This is a genomic window from Marinobacter adhaerens HP15, from assembly GCF_000166295.1.
Classification (GTDB): domain Bacteria; phylum Pseudomonadota; class Gammaproteobacteria; order Pseudomonadales; family Oleiphilaceae; genus Marinobacter; species Marinobacter adhaerens.
In genome coordinates, this window is the sequence record NC_017506.1 from 2,004,024 (window position 1) to 2,029,815 (window position 25,792).

Below are 25,792 nucleotides of genomic sequence, written 5' to 3' on the forward strand. Positions count from 1 at the left end.
CTCTACCAGATTGAATAACCTTTATGTCCGCCAGCCTGAAAGTCATCAAAAGTGCTGCGTTGCTGCTCGGTATGCAGGTCGTTCAGCGCGGACTGGGCATCATCAGTACGCTGATCCTCGCTCGAATATTGACGCCTGATGATTTCGGGATCATTGCGTTGATCACCATCGTCCTCCAGTTTTTTGAGCTGCTGGCGGAGATTGGGAACCAACAATACATTGTCCAGAAAGAAATACTTCGCGACAGCGATCTTAATACTGCCTGGACAATGGACATTCTGATCAAGTCTTTAGTTGCTCTCGCCGTCATTTGTTCGGCGCCGCTCTTATCTGCTTTTTTCGAAACACCGGAATTGGCCCTTGCCCTGACCATAGCGACCCTTGCCCTTCCCCTCCGAGCTCTTCGCACTCCTGGAATGATGCAAGCCGTCAGAGAGATAGATTACCGCCCTCTGTTTCGACTTACCCTCTGGCAAAAGGGACTATCGTTTATTGCCGTGATCACCATCGCCTGGCTATACCAGAGTTATTGGGCAATCGTTCTGGGAAGCCTGCTTTCTGCAGCCGTGTTTGCCATCGGTTCTTATAGGGTTCATCCATACCGGCCCAAATGGAGCCTTGAGAATGCGCGTGAACAATGGAGTTTTTCACAGTGGCTTTTGCTGCGGGGCATTGTCGGGTTTACACGTTCGCAAGTCGACAACCTGATTGTTTCCAAGCACTTCAGCACCTCTGCGCTCGGAGGATACAATCTGGTCCGTGAAATCAGCTTGTTACCAGCCTTGTCTGCAATCATTCCAATGAGCGAGCCTCTTCTGGCGTCGATTGCCCGGGTAAAGGACGATCCTGACTCACTGGCCTACCGGGTGAGATTCAGCCTGGCAATCATGGTGACCGTCCTCACGCCACTCACAACCTTTCTGATGCTGTACCCCGACCTAATTGTGCTGACTCTTCTCGGCGAACAATGGGCGGCGTACAGCCACCTGTTGCGACCGTTCGCACTCTTTTTCCTGACATTTTGTCTTTTCGCTCTGATCAGCGATGCCATAATTGCGCTTGGGCGGGTGCGGGCACTGTTTACATTCGATCTGATTTCGACAGCCATCATTATCATTATCTTGCTTGTCTTTGCGACAGGCTCTTTGACAAACATGGCTTGGATTCGCGGAGGGCTGGCGATAGCAACCACTATCGCACTACTGGTGCTTCTTAACCACTGGACTGGATTCAGCCAAACGAAGCTCCTATTCCTAATAATACCCGGAGCATTGGGATCGACCGCAGGTACGGGCCTGATGATGGTTATGCATCTCGGAGAGATTCAAGGATTCTGGGAATTGGCTATTCGTGGGTGTTTATTCATTATCACATCGGCACTCGCCGCAATTTGCGCAGCCATACTACTCCTGAAGAAAACCGAAGAGTGGCATCAGGTTCGATACATTCTTAAAGAGTTCAGGCGCTAGTCAGAGGCAACTCCAGTAGCATTGACGCTTTCGTAAACAATCACTTTGTGATGCCCCCAACCAATCGAAACAACGTCTTTATCGCCGTCGTCATCCAAATCCACTACTAATGCGCCATCGTGATGTTCGTCACCCTGGTGTATCAATCTCGGCAACCACGATTCTCCATTGTTCCGATTTTCAAGCCACAGGAGCCTCGCTCGCTCCGGATTCCGGAGGTCATGCTCCCCCACGATCACATCCGGATCGCCATCGTCATCCATATCCGCTACGCCAAGACTCATTGGCCCTGTTAATCGTGCAATCAAGTGTTTTTCCCAGTCGCCCTTCTGAGGCAATTGCTGGTACCAGACCAAATCACCGGTCTCACTTACAGCTTCAAACCCCACGACAATGTCCGGGAGGCCGTCACTGTTCAAATCCGAAACCACATGACGGTCAGGTTTTAGGCCCTTTTCGTCAATCCAGACGGCTTCCCAGTCACCAAGCCCACTTCCATACAATATGGCAGTTCCGAGAATAACATCCGAATTATGATCCGCGTCCAAGTCTGCGACAGAGACGGCCTCATCCAATGAAAGGGGGTTGAACTCGCTCCATACCCATTCCTCGTGTCGCGCCTGTATCGGAACAGCGATCGATTGGATGCCCTCTCCTGCAGCATGCCAGGACAAAAGCACACGTTCTTCCTTGTCACCCATTGCAGGTAATACTGCGCTACCCTGCAGGAGGTCTCCGCTTGCCCTCTGAATGTTCTGAAAAATTTCGAACTCGCCAGCGCCAAGGTTCCTGGCCCAGACGAGTCGCTCTCCGTGGTTACCTTCTTTATCCCGGGAATCAGTAACCCAGTTCGCCAGCTTTTCCCAAAAGGGTGCCTGATAACCATAGGCTCGCCACCCAGTGGCAAGGACATCAGGCCTTCCATCCCGATCGAAATCATGAATTAGAGCAGCGTCAGTCGCCCCGGCCCCCAACTCCGAGCGCTGCCATTGCTCACCCAACGCACCAGGGTTTCGATACCAGAACCCACCGCTTACCAAATCTTTCCGACCATCCCCATCCAAATCCTCGGCGAGAACGGCGGTGGCCTGCCCGGGTCGGTCATCGTCAATGACATGCCGCACCCAACCTTGGCGGGAATTCAGTTGATTTCGCCAGATCCAAACTGGGTAATCCCCCCGGAAATTCTCGATCTGCCAGTTCGTCCCGATCAGATCGACATCAAAATCATTGTCTATATCAACCGCTCTGAGGCTATGCGCTCCCCCTAGAGAAAGGGTTTCCTGTACCCAGCCGTTCGGCTCGTTCAAGTAAACCGAAACCGGGTTCTCACCCTCACCCTGATTCATTTCAGCAGTGAGCACATCCATATCTCCGTCAAGATCGACATCCGCCGCAGCCACAAAGTGGTGGACCGTTTCGACGTCCTCGGCAACTATGTGTTTTATCCAGTATTGGTCAGTTATTGCGCCAGGGTTCTCCAGCCATGCAATTTCATAGAAGGCCCCAGTTGGTTCCGATGGGGAAAGCAAAATGTCCGGCCAACCGTCACCATTGAAATCACCGGTATCGATGTAGACATCATGCCAGTGCCAACCACCTTCACCAGAGCCGGTGTACTGGATCTTTTCCCAAGAATTCAGGGAGTCACCCGGGTTCCGGAGCCACACGTCACTGGCCACAATATCTTTGAACCCGTCCTTGTCGAGATCTGTAATCGAGAGCCCCTCACCATGCGGGACAGAGATGTCCTCATAGGCCCATTGCTCTGGAGTTACCTGCCTGAAAACCCGAATAAAATTTCCATTCTTATAGCCGAACAGAGACTGGTTCCGGACGATCACGTCAAGTGCACCGTCACGATCCAGGTCGGCCACCTCAACATCATGAAACTTGCCTTCACCAATCAAATAGCGACTCCAGTCATCATTTTTTAGCCACACGATGCCGCTGTCGGAAACCAAAACAATGTCGTTGGCGCCGTCGCCGTCGACATCCGAAACTTCAAGATCTGTCCTCGTCGCCAACGATTCGGTAATTGTGTGGCGCTTCCAGGTCGGGTTTTCATACCACACCAGTTCGCCCAAACGATCTGAAAAATCGTTTATGCCGAGTTTGCGCCCGACCCTCTCAAAAAACGTCAAATTTCTCGGCCGATGCCCTCCGATAACAATGTCCAAAAGGCCATCGCCATCAATATCGCCGATCGTTTTGCCCCAGGGAGCATTTGGACCACTCGGGTCGATGGTTTCGCGTTCGAAAAATGAATTCGCGGGTCCTGAATCTGTGGGATGAGATGAGTCGCACCCGGTTAGTGCGACGAAAACTGCCAGTGTCAGAATACGTAAAGGCTGCATAATCCGTAGTCCCAGAAACGTCCGTGTGGTGGCAGGAAGCGGAGCCTAGCAGAGCCGGAAAACTTCGGGGCGCTGGCTACACTTCGTTACAATAATGTACTAATATTAACATTAAGTTGAAGTCATTGGTTCGGCGAGGGATAGCACCATGAATCAGCAGTACGACGAAACCAGTCCGGTGGCTATCGGCCTGCCTGTCTATAATGGCGAGCGGTATCTGGAAGACACCCTGCGCTCCGTACTGAACCAGACTTTCGACAACTTTGACCTCTTCATCGCCGACAACGCCTCCACAGACCGTACCGAAGAAATCTGCCGAGATTACGGCGGTCGAGATTCGCGAATTCAATATATTCGTAATCCCATCAATCTGGGTGCGTCGAAAAACTATACAGTCTGTTTTGAACCGGCCCGGTCCAGATTTTTTCGATGGCAGAACGCCGATGACCCGATCGAACCCACGTTGATTGAAAAGTGTTTTGAGGTTTTAGAGGCAGATCACGATGTAGTTCTTGCCTACGGCAAGACCCACATAATTGATGAATACGGCGCTTTTACAGAAGCCTACGACGATAAGCTGAATCTCACTTCGGAGTCTGCCTCCCAGCGGTTTAAAGACTGCATTCAAAATCTGGGCCTGCAAAACGTAATTTACGGACTTATGCGGCGAGATGCCCTTGCGCGCACGGCGCTACTCGGCAACTACGTGGCAGCAGATATCAATCTGGTTGTCGAGCTGTCTCTTTATGGGAAGTTCAGAGAAGTGCCTGTTCACCTCTTCAATCGCCGCATGCATCCGCAGGCCAGCAGTTGGAAACGTGATGATAGCGAACGCCAGAAGAATTTCTGGGATCCGGCAAAGCGAAAGCTCGTGATGCAGACCTGGCGAAGCATTAAGGAGTACTACAAAGCCGTCTGGAGAGCACCAATACCGCTTGAGGACAAACGGGTGCTGTCTATGTTTCTTCTCAAACGGGCCTATTGGTATAAAGATCCGATGAAGAATGAACTGATGGACGTCATCAAATACGGGCTCATCAAGCGCCCCTGAATCTGCAAGGAGAGATTATGAAGGTATTAGTTACAGGCCACAGAGGTTTTATTGGCACGGTTATGGTGCCGATGCTGCTTGAGGAAGGATTCGATGTCACCGGCCTGGATACCGATCTCTATCGCTACTGCACGTATGGCGACGAGCCCATGGACGTGCCCTCCATCTACAAAGATGTGCGCGACGTTACAGCCAAAGACCTTGAAGGCTTTGACGCCATTGTCCACCTGGCAGCACTTTCAAACGATCCTCTCGGAAATATCAATCCCGATCTGACCTATGACATCAACTATCACGCTTCTGTAAAAATCGCAGAGCTGGCGCGTTCTGTTGGTGTGCAACGTTTCCTGTTCGCGTCCTCATGCAGCATGTACGGAAAAGCGGGACAAGACGTCCTTGATGAAACTGCCCAATTCAACCCAGTTACCCCCTACGCCAAGTCCAAGGTGCTGGTAGAAGAAGACGTTTCCAAACTTGCCAGTGATACTTTCAGCCCGGTGTTTCTTCGCAATGCAACCGCCTACGGAGTTTCGCCGCGGATCCGGTTCGACCTTGTGATCAACAACCTGGTGGCCTGGGCCCACACAACCGGCAAGATTCTGCTGAAGAGCGATGGCACACCGTGGCGCCCTCTTGTTCATATTGAAGATATCACCCAGGCAGTGATTTGCGCCCTCAAGGCTGAACGCGATGTGATACATAACCTGGCAGTAAACGTCGGTAGTAACGAAGAAAACTACCAGATGCGGGATCTGGCGCAGTTCGTCAAGGAAACCGTACCGAACTGCGAGGTCGAATACGCAGAGGATGCCGGTCCAGACCCGCGCTCTTACCGCGTCAATTTTGACAAGATTCATCAGGTGTTTCCGGAATTCAAAACCAGGTGGACGGCGCGCAAGGGTGTTGAACAGTGCTACGAATCCTATCTTCGATTCGGACTCAGTAAAGACGACTACGAAGGGATCCGCTACAAACGTATTGCCCACATCATGAATTTGATTGAGGAAGGCAAACTCGATCGCAACCTGGTCTGGCAGATCTAGGGGTCGAACAGATGATATTTACTGAAACGGAAATTTCGGGCTCCTACCTGATAGACGTCAAGCGCATTGGCGACGATAGAGGTTTCTTCGGCCGTCTGTGGTGCGAGCGAGAAATGGAAGAAATGGGCCTTGTATCGGCAATTAAGCAGTCCAACATCGGCGTAAGCCCTCTGAAAGGCACTCTCAGGGGACTTCACTACCAAACAGCCCCACATCAGGAAGTGAAAATTATTCGTTGTCCGCGCGGCGCCATTTACGATGTCATTGTGGATCTGCGCCCTGACTCACCTACATTCAAAAAGTGGTTCGCAGTTGAACTGACAGCGGAAAACAGCCGGATGCTCTACGTTCCCGAGGGCTGCGCAACGGGTTACCAGACACTCGTAGACGACACCGAGATCTATTACCACACGAGTGAATTCTACCATCCGGAATCTGCAACAGGCGTTCGCCACGATGACCCTACATTTGGCATCGAGTGGCCGCTGCCCATCGCAGCGATCTCGGACAACGACAAGAACTGGAATAATTTCTGACAATAAAATAAATAGAAAGACAGGGAAGCAAAATGATCATAGTCGACACAGAGATTGCAAAGCGGGTAGAGGAAAACCGTCCGATCAGACTGGCCATGGTCGGCGCGGGTTACAGCGCGAAGCATATCGCCGCACAGATTGAGAGTTCATTCCCGGCGATTCAGTTGGCGGTAATTGTCAACCGAACCCCAGAGAACGCCGAAGCAGTTTTTCGCAATGCTGGCGTAGACAACACTCAGTTTGTTTCGACCAGCGCCGAACTGGAACAAGCAATTGAGTCCCGCACTCCCTGTATTGCGGACGACGCCAGAGTCGCGTTTGACGCTGCTACCATCGACGCCGTTCTTGAGACGACTGGCGAAGTGGAGTATGGCGCCTGGGTCGCTCTGGAATCCATCAAGGCAGGCAAGCACACGTTCGTACTGAACTGCGAAATGGACGCAACCGTTGGTCCTCTGATGAAGCACTATGCCAAGCAGAATGGCGTAGTCTATTCAAACTCAGACGGCGACGAACCTGGTGTAGCTTCCAACCTGGCTCGTCACGTTCGCACCATGGGGCTGGAGGTTGTGGGCGCCGGCAATCTCAAAGGCTTCTACGATGTTCACAGAACGCCTGAAACCCAAAAGGCGTTTGCAGAGGCCAACAACCAGAAACCACACATGATGACCTCTTTCGTGGACGGCACCAAATTGTCCATGGAGCTTACGGTCACCGCGAACGCACTTGGCTTTGGTGTGGGCAAGCGTGGCATGTACGGGCCCGCGTGTGACGATGTACGAACCTGCCTTAGCCATTTCCCCGACGATGCCTTCTCTCCCGGCCAAGGTATCGTGGACTTCCTTCTTGGCGCCTCTCCATACACCGGCGCATTTATTGTTGGTTACACCGACAACCCGATGAAGCAGGAATACCTGAAGTACCTGAAGATGGGCGACGGTCCTTTTTACGTGTTCTACACCCCCTTCCACCTTCCGCAGCTGGAAATACCCATCACGGTTTGTCGTGGCGTCCTTTGTAATGACGCTGCCGTTACCCCTCTTGGAAAGCCCTATTGCGAAGCAGTCGCAATCGCGAAAAAGGATCTCAACGAGGGCGACATCCTTGATGGCATAGGAGGCTTTACCAATTACGCCCTGATCGACAATTTCGAGACCAGCCTGCGGGACAACCTGTTGCCAATGGGCGTTGCCCAGAACTGCAAAGTAAAGCGCCACGTGCCTATGGACCAGGCACTTACCTATGATGATGTTGAGTTGCCCGACGGGCGCCTGATTGACCAACTCAGAGAAGAAATGATTGCTACACTTTGCTCATAGAGGCAGTTGAAGGGAGTCAGTGTTATGAAGGTTGTACTCTTTTGTGGCGGACTAGGAATGCGCCTGCGTGAATTCTCAGAAAACATTCCCAAGCCGATGGTGCCCATTGGCCACCGGCCGATTGTCTGGAATTTGATGAAGTTCTACTCCCATTACGGCCACAAGGATTTCGTTATCTGCCTTGGCCACAACGCCCATGTAATCAAACAGTATTTCCTTAAATATGACGAGTGCCTTACTAACGATTTCGTGCTTGAAGCCGGCAAACCGCACCTGACCAAAACCGACATCCACGATTGGAAGATTACCTTCGCCGATACCGGGCTTAAATCAAACATCGGGATGCGCCTGAAGGCAGTTGAGAAGTATCTGGATGATCTCGGCCCCGACGACATGTTCATGGCCAACTATGCGGATGGCCTTTCGGATGTTCCACTAGATGACATGCTGGAGTTTTTCAAGAAAAGCGGGAAAACTGCCTGTTTCCTTTGTGTGCAGCCACAACAGTCATTCCATTACGTGCGGCTTAACGACGACGGTACCGTACACAGCATCCAGGACACGACCAATACTGGCCTGACGGTGAACGGCGGCTTTTTCATTTTCAAGAAACGAATTTATGAGTACATACAGGACGGTGAGGAACTCGTTCACGAGCCGTTCGAGCGACTGATAGCGGAAAATGAGCTGGTGGCTTACCGATACGATGGTTTCTGGAAATGCATGGACACGTTTAAGGACAAGCAGGCCTTTGACGAGCTCAATGCAAGTGGGGAATGCCCCTGGCAGGTCTGGCGAGAGAAGGTGTAGCTGCTATGTTAAACAGTGTGCTTGGTGAAGCACAGAGCCCCCTACACATCTTGTGCTTGGGCGCCCACTGCGATGATATTGAGATCGGCTGCGGTGGTACCCTGCTTCAAATTCTCACAGAGCGAATCGATGTACACCTTACCTGGGTGGTGTTTGCTTCGAACCCTGCACGCCGGCAAGAGGCCGAAACGGGCGCACGGCTGTTTAGCGAAGGCGCGGACTCTTTGGAGCTGAGGATTCATGATTTTCGGGACGGTTTCCTTCCAACGGAGCCCGAGCGTTTAAAGGAGACCTTCGAACACCTGAAACATGACATCCCCCAACCTGACATAATTTTCACTCACTATCGTCATGACCTTCACCAGGATCATCGCGCTGTTTCAGATCTGACCTGGAACACGTTCAGAAACCAATTGATTCTGGAATATGAAATTCCGAAGTGGGACGGAGACATGGGCCAGCCGAACGCTTTTTTCCCCATTTCCAGGGCTACTGGCGAGGCCAAAATCCGATTCTTACACGAAGCCTACACTTCACAGGCGGCAAAAGCATGGTTCAGCCAAGACCTGTTCTGGAGCCTGATGAGAATCCGGGGTATGGAATCCAACGCTGCTGACACCATCGCAGAAGCATTTTACTCTCGCAAAATGGTCCTATCCGTCTGATGTCAACGCGCTCCCCTTCGCCCAGAATCGCTGTCTTTGGTCACTATGGGAACCAGAACCTTGGTGATGAGGCCATTATCGAAGCTGTATTGAAGAATCTTCGTCACCACCTACCCAATGCGGAACTCTCCTGTTTTTCCATTAATCCTTCGGACAGCGCCAGCAGACACGGTGTCGATTCATTCCCGATCCGGTATCGTGCCGATTTTTTTAATCCGCCCCGGACCCAGACGCCTGCACAGGAAGACACCCCTGCACCAGCGGCTGTAAATGAAGTAGCCACGCCATTAGCAAAATCTTGGAAGACCAGACTCAAGTCTTTCCCACTTTTGGGCAGCCTACTCCGCACAGGCCAGAACGTAGTCGAGTTCCGCCATACGTTAAAGCAGGAAGTTGTGTTTCTTCGAGCCGCCAGCATAAGACTGGAAACCGTCGACCTGCTTCTGATCACCGGCTCAAATCAGTTCCTGGACAATTTTGGCGGACCATGGGGGTTCCCATATACTTTGTTGAAGTGGACGTGGCTCGCAAAGCGTTCAGGCACAAAGGTGGCCTTTTTGAGCATTGGTGCCGGCCCACTCACTCACCCGCTCAGTTACTGGATGCTCCGCCGGGCGCTGAAACGAGCCGATTACCTCTCATTACGGGACGAAGGTTCACAAACACTGATTCGTGAAAAGGTAGGTATAGAGGGGCCAGTCTTTCCTGACCTGGCCCACAGTCTTTATGAAAGTGGGGCCAGGCCAAGTCGAGCAGAGCGAAGCGACAGGCTGCGGGTTGCTGTCAACCCGATGCCGGTCTTTGACAGGCGTTACTGGCACCATCCGGACGACACCCTATATAGAGACTATGTCCAGAAACTGGCAAAACTCTGTGAACACATTGTCCAGGAGGGAGCTCATCTCACGTTGTTCAGCACACAATTAAAAGATGAGGACGTTATCGACGATGTGATCGAAGCCATGGGGGTTGCCGCTCCGCCCTCGATTGCCCGCAGCAGAACGGTCGCCGAATTGATGGAGACGCTCAGTCAATCAGACTGCGTAGTTGCCACCCGGTTCCACGCCACCGTATTACCACTACAACTTGGCATTCCCGTGCTGGGTATTTGCTATTACCGAAAAGCCGCAGAGCTTCTTGTGGATGTGGGGCTGGGCGATTACTTCGTCAACATTGATGATTTCGATGATGAGACCCTGCGCCAGAAGTATAAGGCCTTGACCACACGAATTTCTTCCGGCTCTCTCACGCTTTCTGAGGAGCACTCACGATACATCCAGGCGCTTGACGAACAGTATAGAAATATCGCTGCCCTGGCGGTCAAAGGAGACCAGCAGTAAGCATGCCGAGGCCCAGCGTTGTACTCCGAGAAAACCACGGTTTTTCGAGGACCTCTGAACCGATCCAACTTGGAATTCCGCTTGCCAAAGGGTATCTGCAGGATAAGCAACCTCATTTCCTGAAATATTCTGACGGGGAATTGGTTATACCTTTTCAGACCCGCCCGCTCAGCTATTGGCCAGATAACAGCGTGCGTTGGCTTCAGGTTGCCTTTCCGGCCGACCTTGCCCCGAACCAAACTCGCGTCGTCGAGCTTTTCAAGGAAGAACCCTCTCTCAATAATCCAAATTCCCAGGTCGTTCCACCTGTTCAGCCAGCTGATAGCGGCCTTGGCATCAGGATTATGCTGCCAAACGGCGACTATCGCGAGATGGAGTTCGAACTGAAGGATCCGTTGAACACCTCGTGTTCTGTACGATTCGAGAAGAAGTGGGCTGTTGTCGAAGACGGCACCTACTTCTTACGTAGCCGTTCAGAAGGCGTTTTCCTGACGTCAGCAGGAACCGATCTCGTCCGGTTCTTTATTGATATCCAACTCTTTAAAGTAGGCGAACTGATTCGTGTTGACGCAGGTCTTCATAATCCCCGTAGGGCTGTTCACAAGGGCGGCTTGTGGGATCTTGGCGACCCTGGTTCAGTTTATTTCAAATCATTCTCGCTTAGTGTTCGACAAATGGACAGCCGTTCCCAGTGGATCAGGCCCCAGCCTGGTGTCGAGCCGATTTTCAGCGAGAATGAAGCGCTTATTCTCCACCAGGAGTCCAGCGGCGGAGAGAATTGGAACAGCAACAACCATCTCAATCGGGATGGCGTGGTGACAACCAGGTACCGGGGCTTCAGGCTTTTCCGAAAATCTGAAGTAGTAGACGATGGATATCGTGCATCTCCGGTCGCCGGGGTAACGGGAGAAAACTCCGGCACCTGTGCGCAGCTGTCCGAGTTTTGGCAAAACTTCCCGTCTTCAATCAAGGCCGAACGAGGTTGTGTGACTATCGGCTTCTTTCCTGAGACCGAGTTGGATTACGAGCTCCAGGGAGGCGAACAAAAGCGCCAAACCGCCTGGATCCAGCTGACACCCGCTGGAGAAACCTTGTTGAACCTCCAGTCACCCTTAACGCCCGTGATTCCGGCCGAACACTATGCCAACACCAAAGCATTCTCGTGCTTTTCTCCTCCGGAGGAGACCGACGAGATTGATTCGCTTATAGGGCTGGCGCTCTCACCGGAAGAAGGCTTCCTGAAAAAACGGGAGATCATTGACGAATACGGATGGCGAAACTTTGGCGACCTCTATGCTGATCATGAATGCATGTACCTGCCATCCGATCATCCCAGGTTTATTACCCATTACAACAATCAGTATGACGCCATCTACGGCTTCGCACGCCAGTTTGCCTTGACGGGGGATCGACGTTGGTTCGAGTTAATGGATGATCTCGCAAAACACGTGGCAGATATCGACATTTATCATACAGACGATGACCGCACTGAATACAACCGTGGTATGTTCTGGCACACAGATCACTACCTTGATGCCCACACCGCCACGCACCGCACTTATTCACGATTTAATTCAACCAGCTCAATACCAGGCCAAACCGGCGGCGGCCCCGCGGCGGAACATTGTTACAGCACGGGATTGCTCTACCATTTCTGGATGACCGGGTCTGAATCATCGCGTTCGGCCGTTATTGAACTCGCGACCTGGATGAGAAATGCTCATGAGGGATCAAAAGGTCTTCTGGCGCAGGTGCTTGCTGTAAAGAAAACGGACCTCCCACGGTTAAAAAAGGTTTGGGGAGGCAATACGAACGGGGTTTATCGGTATCCGTTCACACGCGGCACGGGAAACTACATTAACACGTTGCTGGATGCCAGTATGCTGGAACCAGATGAAGGTTGGCTTGATCTTGCCGAAAGCGTGATTCGCAGCACTATCGGCCCAATGGATAACATTGAACAGCGTGGGCTACTGGACGCAGAAACGGGCTGGCACTACCTTGTGTTGCTTTCGGCAATGACGCGCTACCTCTGGATGAAACTGGACAACAACACGATAGACGAACCTTATCACTACACCCTGGCGAGCCTACGGCACTACTGGCGTTGGATGGCTAAAAACGAACGTCCGTTTATGGATGATTCTGAAAACCTTGAATTTCCCAACGACACCTGGGTCGCACAAGATTTCAGGAAAGCAGTGTTAATGAAGCAGGCGGCACTATTTGATACCGCGCACCGGAAAATATACGAAGAAAAGGCATCTGAATGGTCTCTCTATGTGACTCAAAAGCTCCAGGCTAGTGAAGAGCGATTCTTTACCAGAATCCTTATTATACTGCTTCAAAATTACGGCCCGCACCGTTTCCAAACAACAATACCAGAGAAGGGTCAACTTCTGTCACCGACAAACACCAACCGGATGGCCTTGACGAAAGCCAAATCTACCCTGAGAGTCCTCATCCAGATAGGCCGTCGAATTGGCCGCGGTTTGCTGCAGTTTCGTCCCTCCAGAGAGAGTTCCTGGTTAAAGATACGTTTGGAGCGTTGACATGAAATCCCAGATCAAGACCCTGGCACGAATCATATTCACACTGTTGGCTTCACCTTTATGGCTGGTCTATCGCGGGTTTTCGATCATAGGCAACCAGGATTCAGTGTTTCAGTCCGTTTCCCAGTTATTGAGCCTGGTTCCAGGAAAACCGGGAATCTATTTGAGAGCCAGTTTTTACAGCCTCGCCTGCCCCGACACATCCAGCGAGATTTCTATTGGTTTTCTAACCGTTTTGTCCCACTGGGACACGACTATCGAACGTGGGGTTTACGTGGGCCCTCAATGCAACATTGGGAAGTGTTTCATTGGAGAGAACACCTTGTTGGGCAGCGGCGTACATGTGCTCAGCGGCAGCAAGCAACACGAATTTAACGATCCCCAACGCCCCATTCAGGAACAGGGTGGCACCTTTACAAAAATCAGGATTGGCCGGGATTGTTGGCTGGGAAACACGTCCGTTGTGATGAGTGATATCGGCGACCACAGTGTTGTGGCGGCCGGCGCTGTTGTGACCAGGGCAATACCGCCTGGATGTATTGTCGCAGGCAATCCGGCAAAAAAGGTACGTTCACGCTTCAGTGAACAGCCATCCGGTTCACAAGGGGAGAATGCAAACTGACATGGGTGGTCGAATCGAAAGCCTCTATTATTCAAGCCCTGTGTGGTTGCAAAACATGCTTGTCAGCGCACTCGGCTATCGCCTCTACCTTAAACGGTACACTGGCCGCTATCATCAGATTCGCGCCCTTCTCTCGGAGGCGCGTCACTGGACTGAGAGCCAACGGCTCGCCTACCAAAATGAAAGACTCTATGAGATGGTTCGTTTCTGTAAACAGAACGTGCCCTACTACCAAAAGCTGTTTGCCGAACACGGACTGCGTGAGCAGGACATCACCCACATTGACGATCTCCACAAAATCCCGGTTCTGGACAAAGATACCCTACGCAAGGACCAAGGGAATTTCAGAGCTGTGGGCTCAAAGCCCTATATCCTACAGAACACCAGTGGAAGTACAGGCACCCCTCTGACCCTGGCAGTTGACGAAACGACATATAAAATGGCCATGGCATTAGTGGTGGATCATGAAGAGTTCCACGGGGTTCCGTTTGGTGCCCGCAGAGCCACCTTTGCCGGCAGAATGGTCCAGAAATCCAATGACCTTTCCCCACCGTTCTGGCGCTTCAATCGCGCCGAAAACCAACGGCTTTACTCCAGTTACCACCTGAACAGGGACACCTTCCCGTTCTATCGAAAGGATCTCGATTCATTTGCTCCGCTCGAGTTAATCGGATACCCCTCCGCCATTTCGGACATTGCCGGATACTTCGAGTTGACTGAAACTAGGCCACAGTTCAGCCCCAAAGCCATTATTACGAACTCCGAAACCCTTCTTTCCTGGCAGCGAGAGAGAATAGAGAATGTTTTCCAGTGCCCGGTACGAGATTATTATGGAACCGCAGAGTACGTTGTTTTTGCGGGACAGGACGCAGAAGGTCTTTATCAAGTAAGTCCAACTTTGGGAATCACCGAAGTGCACACGGATGAAAGAAACAAACTACAGGGCGATATTATTGCAACCTCCCTTACTAACTATTGCATGCCACTCCTACGCTATCGAGTAGGTGATTCTGCGACACTGATCAGTGAGAGTGAAGGAAGCGTTCAGACCACGTTCGCAGGGATAAACGGTCGGCTAGATGACTATATTGAGACGCCGGATGGTCGGAGAATTGGTCGAATTGACCATATTTTTAAGGGGCTAACTGGCATTAAGGAGGCTCAGGTTATTCAGGAGACCGATGAAGATTGCCGAATACTTATTGTAAAAGAATCCGCGGAATCATCATTAAACGAGCACGCTCTCCAGGAAAACTTCCACGCTCGAATAGGTCCGGAGATGAAGCTCTTCATTGAATACACCAGTCAAATCCCAAGGGCTGCAAACGGCAAATTTAAAAGTGTTGTTCGGGCAGTGAAGGCATAGTCGAACATGATCATATTTACCATTGTTATTCCCTGCTTCAACGAGGCAGAGCATATCGGCAAGTGCCTTTCATCACTAAACAATCAGAATTTTCCGAGAAACCAGTTTGAGATTATTGTTGTCGACAATGGGTCCGAAGATGCATCTGTAGAAATAAGCCAGGCTTCGGCTGATAGAACCATTGTGTATCCCGATGGTAAAGTCGGAGCGGTCAGGAACAAAGGAGCATCAGAAGCAAAAGGCCAAAACCTCGTTTTCATAGATGCCGACTGCACAATGGACAATGACTGGCTGAATCGTGCTCTGAAGCTTCTTAGCCTCAATGCAAACACGGCGTTTGGAGGTGGCTGCTTGCTTCCTCCCGACGCGAGCTGGATTGAAAAGTGCTGGCTTTTGGAGGGGCACGAAGGGAATTCTCTACCTAGAGAGCTCATAGGTTGCTCAATCGTCCTAAATCGTGACCTATTTGAAGAAATTGGCGGCTTCAATGAGAGTATGTCATCCGGGGAAGATAGTGAACTATCTCGTAGGCTGAAGATCGCAGGAAACTCGGTTAGCTTGAGCAGGGCCCTAAACGTTGTCCATTGGGGAAACGCCAAGACACAAAGCGCCTTTATAAGGCGCCAGATATGGCATGCAAAGTCTTATGAGTCATACCTCAGAAACAATATGGGTGACCCGGTATTCCTTCTTGCCGGATTGTTCGCTGCATTGTCAACTTTAGGCGGTTTCTCCTTGTTTCTGGCACCAAGAGTGTCCATCTTGGCCTTGATGCTAGCACTAATACTCCCAGCGATACTTACAGCAAAACGATTTAAAAGAGTATCTCGGTTACCGTGTTCACTTTCAGAAGCCGTAAACTCATACTACTTAGACTTACTCTATTTAATTGGCCGATCCATCGGCCTTTCCGCTGTTCTCCTCAGCCGACTGTGACCCTCAATTGATCTCAATAGATGTTGGGGGTGCAGGTGGAGACGCGATCGGCTCTCCCATTAAATCACTGGGAATATCATTTCTTATTACGACATCATCTATCGAGTACCACTCTTCTCGTCGCTCTGAATTGTCATAGGTTTGGAAAAAGTCATTGCCACCGATTGCCACAAGATTCCACTTGGCATTCACGTCTTCAGATGTAGAACCACGAATCCACGGGATGGTTGTAACGTTAAAAATCTGTTCTCCATTGATCCATTGCCGCATTATTCCGTCTTTGGCGCCCGGCGACGAATTCATCTTCACGTAGAAAGCCAATTTAGTCCACGAGCCTCCTCGACCATAGACCTGATCGTGGCCGATGTTTACGTAGGGATCCCGTGAAATAAGGCCACCATTCACTCGATCTTCCAATTCAGGGTCGGAACCATTCGGCCCCATACCCGACAGATCGGCAGTAAAGTTCATATTTAGATCACCAATGCCCACCAACTGCCGCGGCAATCCTGAAATGTCGCCTGATGAGAACCCATAGTTATCTCCATGCGGGCCACCCCTGAAGGCCAAAGCATTTCGCACCCCATAGCTATTGATTGTGTGATCCCACAAAAATATGGGGCCAAGCTCCCCTCCGCCGAATGCTTGATACTCGCTTCCGTCACCGCTCCAGCTAGAAACACGAAAGAGTTTTGAAGCTGCTGCTGGCGTTCCGCTAACGTATTCGCGTGTCCAGTTGTCGCCAAAGCGGATCCAAAACTCAACGTAGAGTGAGTCGTAGCCCTCAGGAAAATACTGCACGAGCATCGACTCCGACCCCCAGTAGTTCCAACCGGCATCGTAAGAATCTCTCCAACTGACGAAGGACTTGCCGTTTCCACCGCGCGCTTTATCCGAGTTCTTCGCCAATATCTCAATTGCTTCATGACGATCAGGATGGCCAGTAGAAGGAGCCCAGACCGGATCCTGCCGTACAGAGAACCATCCTTCCGGAATTTTGTGCGTGGAGGCGCGCTGTTCACGATCCGGTTTTCCAGCAGGATTTGCTGAAGTCGCGTTTACCTCGAGACCGCTGTGCCAATCTGGCTGACCGTCGAAGCTGTCTTGAAACAGAATTTCACCATTGGCTAATCCGCTTGAGGCAACCAAAGCAATCAAACAGAGCTTTCTTGAAAAATTAGGTAACGGGAGCATAGGTAATCCTTTCGCTATCCAAGTTGAACTGGCTCTTGAGAAGATACTCGAAGCCGTGTAGCTAGTATGTGAACAGACTTCATTTCCATGGCAACTGACTGTGTTGATTGGCGACCTTATGTAACGTTATATTTCAGTCTAGCACCTGCCGGGCAAGCATCCATTGGCGGGGATAGACCTAATTTTTCCCAAAAACGGCGCCATATCCTATGTAGTTATTACGTGCAATCTGATAGATTTATCACCAAGGCGATTTGGGACGTTTTCAAGTTAGCGGAGACCAGCATTCCCGTGTAATCACCTGTTTGAAACCATCGCACCAATTACACTTCGTTATTTTTGCACTTTATCGGCCAATGGAACATGACCATCTTGCAACTGAATGGTCCAACCATCCAGATACGGAACGAAGGCAATCGAAAACTTTTTACGGTGAGGATTTCTGACAAAGGAATATGTCGAGCACTAGAGCAGATCTCAAAGATAGACATATTCTGTTTATCGCCTATTTCTATCCACCTACTGATAGCACTGGTGTCCCTGGATGCATGCGGACGATAAAATTCGTGCGTAACCTAGCCAATGGCCGCTGCCACGTCCTCACAACCTCTCCGCAAACGAAATCATCTCCTGACGCGCTTGCCCACCTTCACTTACCGGTTAACAGAGAACAAATACACAGGGTAAAAAGTTTAGACATTTTTAAATTTCTATTGTGGGCCAGAAAGCGGATTCGGCTACTGACCTCTTTTTCAAAGCGGGCTGAACCGACAGATAAGACTGTCCAGTCAGTTCTCAAGACTTCAAACACTAACGGCGAAGTTGCTAGTCGAAGCAAAGTGCAAAAATTTAAGGACTTTATTTATGACGCCTGCTACTTCCCAGACCAAGCCGGGCCCTGGATAATTCCGGCGGTAATAAAAGGCATCAAGGTTGTAAAGCAACACAATATTGACGCTATCTTTGCGACTGGTTCGCCGTGGTCAGGATTGGTCGCAGGATATCTCATCAGTAGATTGAGCTCCCTTCCGCTAATCGTCGATTTTCGTGACCCCTGGATGAATAATCCTTTCCATCAATCGAAAGGGCGATTGTTAGATGATTGGAGCGCAAGGCTCGAACGGCGTGTTGTGAAGCATGCATCGGCCGTATCTCTCAATACAGACCCACTGCACGCTGAATTCGTTCATCGGTATCCAGATGAACCCGCGAACAAATTTTTTGTTATGCCCAATGGGTTCGATTCAGCCGAATTTCAGAACATCGTTGCAGAACCGAGAGTGACAGTTCAAGACTCGCTTTTGCTATGCCACGCAGGTTTCCTTTATGGCGTCCGCGACCCCGCCGTATTACTTGAGGCAATCAGAGCAGCAAATCAGCAACTGGCAGATTCAGGCAAAAGGATCGTTTTCCGACAGATAGGCGATGTAAATCTGGGTTACGACCTCAAAGACCGTTTCTCCGACCTCCTTGAAGATGGCAGTCTGATTCTGGATTCCGCTCGACCCTATAAAGAGTGCCTCTCAGCACTTGCATCAGCCGATATAGTAGTCAACGTCCAACCAGGAACACGCACTCAGATTCCCTCCAAACTCTACGATTACCTCGCCATCAACAAACCGATTATCAATATAACTTCTCCGGACGGGGCCTTGGGCACCTTGGTTATCGATAAAAAACTTGGGGACCTAGTTAGCTTTGAGGAGAAAGAGCAGTTAACTCAGCTCCTGAAAGCATATGCCCTTGACGAAAAACTGGGTTCTTTCTCCGGCTATGAAAACCGAGACGAGTTCGAAATATCGCACATCACTCAGACGTTAGCCCGACGCCTTCACGAGTGCCTGGATGCCCCCTAAACTACTCGGGCGTACCAGATAGGCACGCCCGATCCTTCGCTACTGAATATTGTATTGAACGGTATTCGATGGAGGGCTTAACAAGCCCTCTTGGTCCCTCGTCTGGAGGTTGAAGTACCAGACGCCTGCGCTTAGTCCCTCGAAACTATAGGTAGTTACATCACTGGATACCGTCACGGTTTGATCAAGCGAGGATTGATTCTGCCCATAGTTAATCTGATAAGACTGAATCTCGCTTAGGGAGATTGATGTACCGTCAAGCCGGGTTCCGGGCGCTGTCCAACTGATGGTCACAACGGGGGCTGGCGCCGGATCGGGCTCGGGATCAGGCTCCGGAGCAGACGGCTCACTCGTTGTCGAATCGCCAATCCCGGCGGTACGGCCCTCCCAGATTGCCGCCTCGCTAGGATTGCGTGGGCTTACGCCACTTTCGAATGCACTGAGGACTGTAACCCCCTGAGTGTTCAGTACCTGTCCGGCATCATCCATCCAGGGGTCAGAGCCGTATTCCATTTCCCAAACATCCGGAATTGAGTCCCCGTCCGAATCCAAAGATACCTCAGAGTCAAGCGGAGTTACCCGGAAGATATCGGAACTATTAACAGTTCGGCCATTGCTCATGTCCACAACCTGGAGCACGACGCTAGCTCCCCCGTAGCCTTCATTGAATTCCAGAACTACGGGATATTTTTCCCCAGCCGAGAGGGCCTTTTGCGCGCGGTAGGTCGTGCTGTTGAGACCTGTCCACGCATCTATAATCAGGTCACCACCAACGTAAAGCCTCGCACCGTCATCGCGACTAATACGGAATTCATAATTTCGCTGCCCTGAATCAAATGCTGGAATCAGAGTGCTGTACCAACGAACGCTAAATCGATCATTCGGGAGGTTCCCGCCCGGCGAACCACCACCCCAGCTATTCGTGGGGCTTTCATCCAGGCGTGCGAAATCAAACGTTTCGAAGTTCCTTCCGGAAAAATACTGGCCCACCAGACCCTGGGTATACGGCACATCCACTGGAGCCTCTGGCTCAACAGGCTTGTCGTCAGGGTTGCTCGGATCCGTTCCTTCATTGTATTCCCTAAGGTTGGAATAACCGTCCCCGTCCGCGTCTCTCTCAGCGTCAAGCGGGTCTGCAGGATCTAGCCCGTACGCGAATTCTGCTCCATCGGGGATGGAGTCGCCATCCGTATCTGCAGATGTGGGATCAATCCATAGCTGATATTCATCCGCAGTTGTTAACAGATCATTGTCCGGGTCTGCATTTGCATCCTCCGGATCGGCCGGATTCAGGCCTGCCTGCACCTCCCAGTTGTCATACAGACCGTCCTGATCTTCATCGAGAGGCGGGTATGCATCATTGAAAGGCAGGCTATGCTCACCGTCGAAAAAGCCCACACGGTACCCTGCTGAGAACCCCAGCCTGGCGTCGGCAGTATCGGGATACAACTGGCTTTCTTGCCGAGGAGAGTAAAGGTACTGGGAGTCAATAACGGACCTTCCAAAACCCGGCCCCTCCCAGGCCACGCTGAAATGATCACCTCCGCCGCCTTCTTTGTGTCTTAGTTCAAAATAGTAGCGCTTGCCTGCAGTCAGTTCCTGAACTGCGGACACCTGGGAAGTGTACTTTGAGTAGTCTCCTGCAGATGTCCAGCCGGTAACAGAGGCGATAACCCTTACATCCGAGGCATTCTGACTAGGGCTTAGCAAGAACTGAGTTTCATCATCACCAGAAACATAGAACCTGTATAGCCCACTCGCCGGGGCCTCGATAAAACCACGAACGAGGCTGCCATAGTTGTCAGCGCGATTGGGGCTAACCGACAGGCGCGTTAATTCCAGAACTTGATCCGGATTATCGGGGTACCTGCTTAGACTGGTGAGCTGAGCTATTGAGTTTCCATTCACTCCCTCAAAATACCGAAGTTCAGCCCAACCTGCCTCGCTGGCCTCCGGAAGGGCTGCGGTTGGAGGTAAAGAATCGACACCTCTCATGGTCCAGGATTGGCATCCTGATAGGAAAAGGGCAGTCAAGGTTAACGGAACAAACTTTCCAGTTGCCATGGCAGACTCCAAAACCTGAGAAAGGAGTGTTTAGTCTCGAATAGTCAGTATCGTCACAGGTACTGAATCACGCCACGCAAACGATGTAATGATTGGCAATTAAAAACCCAGACAAAGAGGGTGCGGTTCTAAAAGGCTCCCGATCGAAACTTGTTGATAAACCACACCCACCCGTTAACAACTTCATTTTTAAGAGGGTGCCTTATAAGGAAAATGCTACTTACCCAGATCAGGGGCAAAAGGCAAGCGACGGCCAAAAAGGGAATAGCGGTTCCATCAAACCATTGTTTACCAACCTGATAGATTCCCCAAGCGGAAGACCAACACACTCCCGTGATCAGAGTATTACCTATCCAAGCATGGAAGAACGCAATGATCTCCAGATTAAGGAAAGTTCCCAGCAAAATTGTTGTGAACATAAAATCAAGGAAGCCCACAACCGCAAAGCTTCCTGCGACGTAAACCAAGCCGTGGGGATAAGCTGCTACTATCCCAATACAATACAGAACAAACATCACGCCTTCTTTTTAACACCATCAGCCGTTCCTTTCCACGGGCCACAAGCAGGTCACTCGAAAACCAATGAACCGTTCGGAACATGGCCCAATAGGCCAACATGGTCGCAAACGGAGCTGCTGCGTCCCATTGATCTCCAAAAAAAAGGCGGATGACGGGTAGGCTGACAACGCTCGCTACGGCAAGAACCGGCCAAACGAACCCGCCGAGCAATACAGTAGCACCAATGTAAGCCTGGTTAACGTCCTTGCCGGTCCGCTGTACTTCAGACAAGAAAGGCAAAACCACTGGCTTTACCCCCATGAGGAGTATTTGTGACATGAATTCAATGAACCCAAGGCCCCGTGAAAACAGACCAACTTGAGCCGTTGTGCCGAGCTTGCCAATGATCATATCCGGGGCCGTGACCACGCCCCGCCTGAAAAAGCCGGCAAGTGAGTTGTAGATTCCGAAGCTCGCTATCGGCTTCAGGTTTCTGAACGAGGGCTGCCAACGGATACGGGCCGGCATAAACGTCAAAATTATCAGAAATTCGACGACAACAGAGAGTGTATAACCCCACGCCAATGCGTAATAGGTGTAGCCCATGTGAATGAGCACGACAGTAGAAATCAGATTCGAAAGTGACGTACCCAGGCGAATGAAGAAGAGCTCGCGGAACCGGAATTCTCTCGTTAAGATCGCTGCAGGAATGCTGATGAACGGCGCAAGAAAAAAGCTGACCGACAGAATCGTGAAGATTGTTGCAACTGGCGGTATGTCGTAAAGCTCAGAAACTGGAATTGCGGAAAACCAGATCCCGATACCCATGCCCCAGGAGATCAGCATAGTGAGACCAAGAGCTGCCCTGACCTTTTCCTCGGTCATCTCGGACTCTCTGACCAGATACATCCCCGCGCCCAACAAGCGGAATTCACTTATCACCATTACAATGGCACTGGCAATCGCAAAGGTGCCAATCTGGTCTGGCGTAAGGAGGCGAGCCACAATCATCGTGGACGCCAAGCCTATTAGCATCCCTCCATATCGGGTCAGAAAAGAAAACAGCAGCGCACGGCGAACTTTTGACATGGGTGGCTCAGTTGCCTCTGCACTGGTGGTAAATGGTTGTGTACTGACTTGCCATATGGTTTATCGAATAATTTTCATTGAAGCGCTCTCTGGACAACCTTGAGCAAGCCTGCCAAAGGCCCGGGTTCTCCAGAAGTTTTGACATCGCTGACAGAAATGCCTCTTTGTTGTTGTTCTCGGTGAGAAACCCCGTCTGACCATCTACGACGATTTCAGGATTTCCCCCAACGTGGGTCGCAACTGCAGGAATTCCGAGACTCATGGCTTCTAACAGTGTCATTGATGTTCCTTCCGTGAAAGACGACAACAGGAAGACATTCATCAACCCCAGATACTGGGCGGGTCTGTTGATAAACCCTGTAAACCTGACCGATTCTCCAATATTCAGGTCAGCTACCCTCTTTTCCAATGCCGGCCTTTCCGGGCCATCGCCGACCATAAGAAGAACGGCCGTAGGATGGGCCTCCAACAGTTCTGCGAAAGCATCAATCATCATTCTCTGGTTCTTGACCTGATCTAGTCGGGAAACCGTACCCAGAACTGGTGCTTTTTCTGGAATACCCAGTTCAGAGCGTATCTTTGACACCTGTTCCTCTTTCCGTTCAAGGGGATCGATACCGTTATAGATCACTTTTATTTTCGCTTTAGGGATGAACTCGTATCGGGAAAGCGCCTCTCGGGTCGCTCCTGATATTGCGATGATCGCAGGCGTCATCAGTGCCATCAACGGATTGATCATGAGGGCCTTATACCGGTACCTGTCCGGAAAAAACCGTCCGTGTTCAGTGAAGACTACCTTGGAGCCAGTACCAAACGACGCCAGCCACCCGTAAACATAGGGCGTGTACTGATGGCAGTGAACGATATCGAACCGTCCCTGCTGAATCCGTTTTCTCAAGGATTTGACCAACGCCAGATCAAAGCCTGGTTGTCGACTGAGGCAAAACACCGGCAAACCTTCATTTGCCAGAGACTGGCCGATCTCACCGATAAAACTATCAATACATGCGATCTCATGATTAACCTCGCATGATCTGGAATTCCTAACCAGCTGATTGATCACCTGTTCCGTGCCACCTATGGCCATATTGAAGGTGACATGCAGTACGTTGATTGAGCGCGCTGTCATCTTACGAAGTCTTTGTAGTGCTGATACCAGAGGGCGAAGACCACCATGCTCCAGAGCTCCTGGGTGAAACGGTTATCTCCCGAAAGGTGTGCTTGCCATAGCGCCCTAACCTGCTCCATTCTGAAATAGCGGGACAAACCGCTATCGGGCCCCGTCAAAAGCGGTTCAGCAATAGCCCGAATCTCTGATCTCAACCATTGGGCGAGCGGCACCGAGAACCCCATTTTCTTCCGGTAGAGTATGTCTTCATCAAGCAAATCAGAGAAACATTCCTTTAGAACGTGCTTCTTGCAATTGCCTTTCAGCTTCAGCGCAGAAGGAATGCCAGCGGCATACTCCACTACCCGGTAATCAAGGAGCGGAGCACGGGTTTCGAGGGAATTCGCCATGCTCATTCGATCAACCTTCACCAGGATGTCGCCCGGTAAATAGGTCTTGATATCCGTGTAGAGAATGCGGGAAAGATGATCTTCCGCAGGTGCCTCCTGATAGTGATGCCGGGTAATGTCAGCAGGATCGTAATCATCGGTTAGCGCGGCAAACTCAGGGGAAACAACTCTTTTCCAAACCCTGGGATTGAAAAAGCAGTTGCTCGTAAAGAATCCGAGATCTGGATCGAGTGCTACGGTCCCGAGAAGCGACGACGCCTTTTTGCCCAACGGGCCCGGGATATGGCCTGCCAGTCGGGATAACCCGGGAAAAAGTGAATGCCTCAGTGCCGGCGGGAACAAAGACCGGATTCGGTTTTCAATGGCATCTGTCCGATACTTGGAGTAACCCGCAAAATTCTCATCACCGCCGTCACCTGCAAGCGCAACGGTAACCTGAGTGCGCGCAAGTTGTGAAACGAAAAACGTGGGCACAAAAGAAGGATCGGCAAAGGGTTCATCAAAGAATCGGCTGATACCAACGAGGTTATCCGCTACCGTCTCTTTGACTGTGAATACGTGATGGTCCGTCTTGAATTGCCTGGCGACAAGGTCCGCGTACTTAATTTCATCGAACTTTTCGTCATCAAATCCGATTGTGCAGGTGGTAACGGGCTGAGAAGACCGGCCAGCCATAAGACCGACAACAGCGCTTGAGTCGATACCACCGCTCAAAAAAGCGCCCAGGGGAACATCACTGATCATTCTCAAGCGTACCGCTTCGTCAATGACATCGTAGAGCCCGGCTTTTATATCACTAACCGTCCGACCCTCTACAGGCCTGAAGGAAAGATCCCAGTATTTCCGCACGGAAATACGACCCTCGCAAACTTCCATACAATGCCCAGGCGGTAGTTTGTGTACGTTCGCATAGATCGTCTTGGGGTCAGGGATGTATTGATAGACGAAGAAGTCCTTGATCGCATCCGGCCTCAGCGCGGGGCGCACAACGGGTGTAGCGAATAACGCTTTAATTTCAGAACCAAAGAAGAACTGTCCATCCGTGTCGGTGTAGTATAGAGGCTTTTTACCGAGCCGATCCCGTCCGATGAAAAGTGACTTGGTCTTGGCATCCCAAATGGCGAATGCGAACATTCCGTTCAGCTGCCTCAGGCAGGATTCACCATGCCTGGCGTACAGAGCGAGAAGCACTTCCGTGTCTGTCTGGGTTTTGAACGAAAAACCGTCTTGCTCCAAACCCTCGCGGAGAGAGCGAAAGTTATAGATTTCGCCATTGAAAACGATAATGTACCGCCCGCACGACGATGCCATCGGCTGGTTACCGGCGGATGATAAATCCAGGATGCTCAGGCGCTGATGAACAAGAGCGACGTCCTGATCGATGTGGACACCGTTTGCGTCCGGCCCTCGATGAGCAATGGCTTGGCCCATCCGTTCGGCCCATAGGTGATGTTGTTCTCGATCCGGCAACGTACCGGTGCGCAGAAATCCTGCGATGCCACACATG

The 25,792-nt window shown here is 51.1% G+C and carries 19 protein-coding genes; 13 read left to right on the forward strand and 6 right to left on the reverse strand.

Features of this window, described 5'->3' with window-relative positions; translation table 11 throughout:
- Positions 1–23: 23 nt before the first annotated feature.
- Positions 24–1,469 carry a lipopolysaccharide biosynthesis protein gene (locus tag HP15_RS09430; RefSeq protein ID WP_014577250.1) on the forward strand — a complete coding sequence of 482 codons (1,446 nt, stop codon included), beginning with the start codon at positions 24–26 and terminating at the stop codon, positions 1,467–1,469.
- On the opposite strand, the gene HP15_RS09435 is transcribed toward HP15_RS09430, so the two are convergent.
- A complete protein-coding gene (locus HP15_RS09435) occupies positions 1,466–3,826 on the reverse strand; it encodes an FG-GAP repeat domain-containing protein (protein ID WP_014577251.1) in 2,361 nt (786 codons plus the stop codon). The genes HP15_RS09430 and HP15_RS09435 overlap by 4 nt on opposite strands.
- Before the next feature lie 148 nt (positions 3,827–3,974).
- Here HP15_RS09435 and HP15_RS09440 point away from each other — a divergent pair, with 148 nt between their 5' ends.
- The 11 genes from HP15_RS09440 to HP15_RS09490 are packed head-to-tail and all read left to right on the forward strand — an operon-like array spanning position 3,975 to position 16,066.
- On the forward strand, positions 3,975–4,877 hold the full coding sequence (locus HP15_RS09440; protein ID WP_014577252.1) for a glycosyltransferase family 2 protein: 903 nt from the start codon (positions 3,975–3,977) through the stop codon (positions 4,875–4,877).
- Positions 4,878–4,894: 17 nt separating this feature from the next.
- A complete protein-coding gene (locus tag HP15_RS09445; protein WP_014577253.1) occupies positions 4,895–5,920 on the forward strand; it encodes an NAD-dependent epimerase/dehydratase family protein in 1,026 nt (341 codons plus the stop codon).
- A gap of 11 nt (positions 5,921–5,931) precedes the next feature.
- The gene (gene rfbC, locus HP15_RS09450; protein WP_014577254.1) at positions 5,932–6,456 is read left to right on the forward strand and encodes a dTDP-4-dehydrorhamnose 3,5-epimerase; all 525 of its coding nucleotides are present in this window, start codon (positions 5,932–5,934) and stop codon (positions 6,454–6,456) included.
- 32 nt (positions 6,457–6,488) lie between these two features.
- Positions 6,489–7,775: an NAD(P)H-dependent oxidoreductase gene (locus HP15_RS09455; RefSeq protein ID WP_014577255.1), complete on the forward strand. Its 1,287-nt coding sequence runs from the start codon at positions 6,489–6,491 to the stop codon at positions 7,773–7,775.
- 24 nt (positions 7,776–7,799) lie between these two features.
- Positions 7,800–8,585: a sugar phosphate nucleotidyltransferase gene (locus tag HP15_RS09460; protein ID WP_041645248.1), complete on the forward strand. Its 786-nt coding sequence runs from the start codon at positions 7,800–7,802 to the stop codon at positions 8,583–8,585.
- 5 nt (positions 8,586–8,590) lie between these two features.
- The gene (locus HP15_RS09465) at positions 8,591–9,250 is read left to right on the forward strand and encodes a PIG-L deacetylase family protein (RefSeq protein WP_041645249.1); all 660 of its coding nucleotides are present in this window, start codon (positions 8,591–8,593) and stop codon (positions 9,248–9,250) included.
- Positions 9,250–10,590: a polysaccharide pyruvyl transferase family protein gene (locus tag HP15_RS09470; RefSeq protein ID WP_014577258.1), complete on the forward strand. Its 1,341-nt coding sequence runs from the start codon at positions 9,250–9,252 to the stop codon at positions 10,588–10,590. Before HP15_RS09465 ends, HP15_RS09470 begins: the two co-directional genes overlap by 1 nt.
- A gap of 2 nt (positions 10,591–10,592) precedes the next feature.
- Positions 10,593–13,142: an RIFT barrel domain-containing protein gene (locus HP15_RS09475; RefSeq protein WP_014577259.1), complete on the forward strand. Its 2,550-nt coding sequence runs from the start codon at positions 10,593–10,595 to the stop codon at positions 13,140–13,142.
- A 1-nt stretch (position 13,143) separates the two neighbouring features.
- Positions 13,144–13,764, forward strand: coding sequence for an acyltransferase (locus HP15_RS09480; RefSeq protein WP_014577260.1), 621 nt, complete (start codon positions 13,144–13,146; stop codon positions 13,762–13,764).
- A gap of 1 nt (position 13,765) precedes the next feature.
- Positions 13,766–15,130, forward strand: a complete 1,365-nt coding sequence (locus HP15_RS09485) for a phenylacetate--CoA ligase family protein (RefSeq protein ID WP_014577261.1) — start codon at positions 13,766–13,768, stop codon at positions 15,128–15,130.
- Between the two features lie 6 nt (positions 15,131–15,136).
- On the forward strand, positions 15,137–16,066 hold the full coding sequence (locus tag HP15_RS09490; protein ID WP_014577262.1) for a glycosyltransferase: 930 nt from the start codon (positions 15,137–15,139) through the stop codon (positions 16,064–16,066).
- A 3-nt stretch (positions 16,067–16,069) separates the two neighbouring features.
- Here the strand turns inward: HP15_RS09490 and HP15_RS09495 are convergent, their stop codons facing one another.
- Positions 16,070–17,260 (reverse strand): hypothetical protein, encoded by a 1,191-nt coding sequence (locus HP15_RS09495; protein ID WP_014577263.1) that lies wholly within the window; start codon positions 17,258–17,260, stop codon positions 16,070–16,072.
- 566 nt (positions 17,261–17,826) lie between these two features.
- Between HP15_RS09495 and HP15_RS09500 the strand changes: the two genes are divergently transcribed.
- Entirely contained in the window at positions 17,827–19,116 is a 1,290-nt protein-coding gene (locus HP15_RS09500; protein ID WP_169702155.1) for a glycosyltransferase, read from the forward strand.
- A gap of 39 nt (positions 19,117–19,155) precedes the next feature.
- Here the strand turns inward: HP15_RS09500 and HP15_RS09505 are convergent, their stop codons facing one another.
- The 4 genes from HP15_RS09505 to asnB form a co-directional block, all read right to left on the reverse strand.
- A complete protein-coding gene (locus HP15_RS09505) occupies positions 19,156–21,180 on the reverse strand; it encodes a PA14 domain-containing protein (protein ID WP_014577265.1) in 2,025 nt (674 codons plus the stop codon).
- Positions 21,181–21,603: 423 nt separating this feature from the next.
- Positions 21,604–22,767: an oligosaccharide flippase family protein gene (locus tag HP15_RS09515; protein ID WP_014577266.1), complete on the reverse strand. Its 1,164-nt coding sequence runs from the start codon at positions 22,765–22,767 to the stop codon at positions 21,604–21,606.
- A gap of 7 nt (positions 22,768–22,774) precedes the next feature.
- Complete coding sequence (locus HP15_RS09520; RefSeq protein WP_014577267.1) at positions 22,775–23,896, reverse strand: glycosyltransferase; 1,122 nt, start codon at positions 23,894–23,896, stop codon at positions 22,775–22,777.
- The gene (gene asnB, locus HP15_RS09525) at positions 23,893–25,791 is read right to left on the reverse strand and encodes an asparagine synthase (glutamine-hydrolyzing) (protein ID WP_014577268.1); all 1,899 of its coding nucleotides are present in this window, start codon (positions 25,789–25,791) and stop codon (positions 23,893–23,895) included. The genes HP15_RS09520 and asnB overlap by 4 nt, the downstream gene beginning before the upstream one ends.
- Between the last annotated feature and the right edge of the window lies 1 nt (position 25,792).

What these genes read in the sequence shown, in the direction of transcription:
- HP15_RS09430 (WP_014577250.1), top strand. Translation starts at nt 24, where the DNA reads ATGTCCGCCAGCCTGAAAGTCATCAAAAGTGCTGCGTTGCTGCTCGGT.
- HP15_RS09435 (WP_014577251.1), bottom strand. Translation starts at nt 3,826, where the DNA reads ATGCAGCCTTTACGTATTCTGACACTGGCAGTTTTCGTCGCACTAACC.
- HP15_RS09440 (WP_014577252.1), top strand. Translation starts at nt 3,975, where the DNA reads ATGAATCAGCAGTACGACGAAACCAGTCCGGTGGCTATCGGCCTGCCT.
- HP15_RS09445 (WP_014577253.1), top strand. Translation starts at nt 4,895, where the DNA reads ATGAAGGTATTAGTTACAGGCCACAGAGGTTTTATTGGCACGGTTATG.
- rfbC (WP_014577254.1), top strand. Translation starts at nt 5,932, where the DNA reads ATGATATTTACTGAAACGGAAATTTCGGGCTCCTACCTGATAGACGTC.
- HP15_RS09455 (WP_014577255.1), top strand. Translation starts at nt 6,489, where the DNA reads ATGATCATAGTCGACACAGAGATTGCAAAGCGGGTAGAGGAAAACCGT.
- HP15_RS09460 (WP_041645248.1), top strand. Translation starts at nt 7,800, where the DNA reads ATGAAGGTTGTACTCTTTTGTGGCGGACTAGGAATGCGCCTGCGTGAA.
- HP15_RS09465 (WP_041645249.1), top strand. Translation starts at nt 8,591, where the DNA reads ATGTTAAACAGTGTGCTTGGTGAAGCACAGAGCCCCCTACACATCTTG.
- HP15_RS09470 (WP_014577258.1), top strand. Translation starts at nt 9,250, where the DNA reads ATGTCAACGCGCTCCCCTTCGCCCAGAATCGCTGTCTTTGGTCACTAT.
- HP15_RS09475 (WP_014577259.1), top strand. Translation starts at nt 10,593, where the DNA reads ATGCCGAGGCCCAGCGTTGTACTCCGAGAAAACCACGGTTTTTCGAGG.
- HP15_RS09480 (WP_014577260.1), top strand. Translation starts at nt 13,144, where the DNA reads ATGAAATCCCAGATCAAGACCCTGGCACGAATCATATTCACACTGTTG.
- HP15_RS09485 (WP_014577261.1), top strand. Translation starts at nt 13,766, where the DNA reads ATGGGTGGTCGAATCGAAAGCCTCTATTATTCAAGCCCTGTGTGGTTG.
- HP15_RS09490 (WP_014577262.1), top strand. Translation starts at nt 15,137, where the DNA reads ATGATCATATTTACCATTGTTATTCCCTGCTTCAACGAGGCAGAGCAT.
- HP15_RS09495 (WP_014577263.1), bottom strand. Translation starts at nt 17,260, where the DNA reads ATGCTCCCGTTACCTAATTTTTCAAGAAAGCTCTGTTTGATTGCTTTG.
- HP15_RS09505 (WP_014577265.1), bottom strand. Translation starts at nt 21,180, where the DNA reads ATGGCAACTGGAAAGTTTGTTCCGTTAACCTTGACTGCCCTTTTCCTA.
- HP15_RS09515 (WP_014577266.1), bottom strand. Translation starts at nt 22,767, where the DNA reads ATGTCAAAAGTTCGCCGTGCGCTGCTGTTTTCTTTTCTGACCCGATAT.
- HP15_RS09520 (WP_014577267.1), bottom strand. Translation starts at nt 23,896, where the DNA reads ATGACAGCGCGCTCAATCAACGTACTGCATGTCACCTTCAATATGGCC.
- asnB (WP_014577268.1), bottom strand. Translation starts at nt 25,791, where the DNA reads ATGTGTGGCATCGCAGGATTTCTGCGCACCGGTACGTTGCCGGATCGA.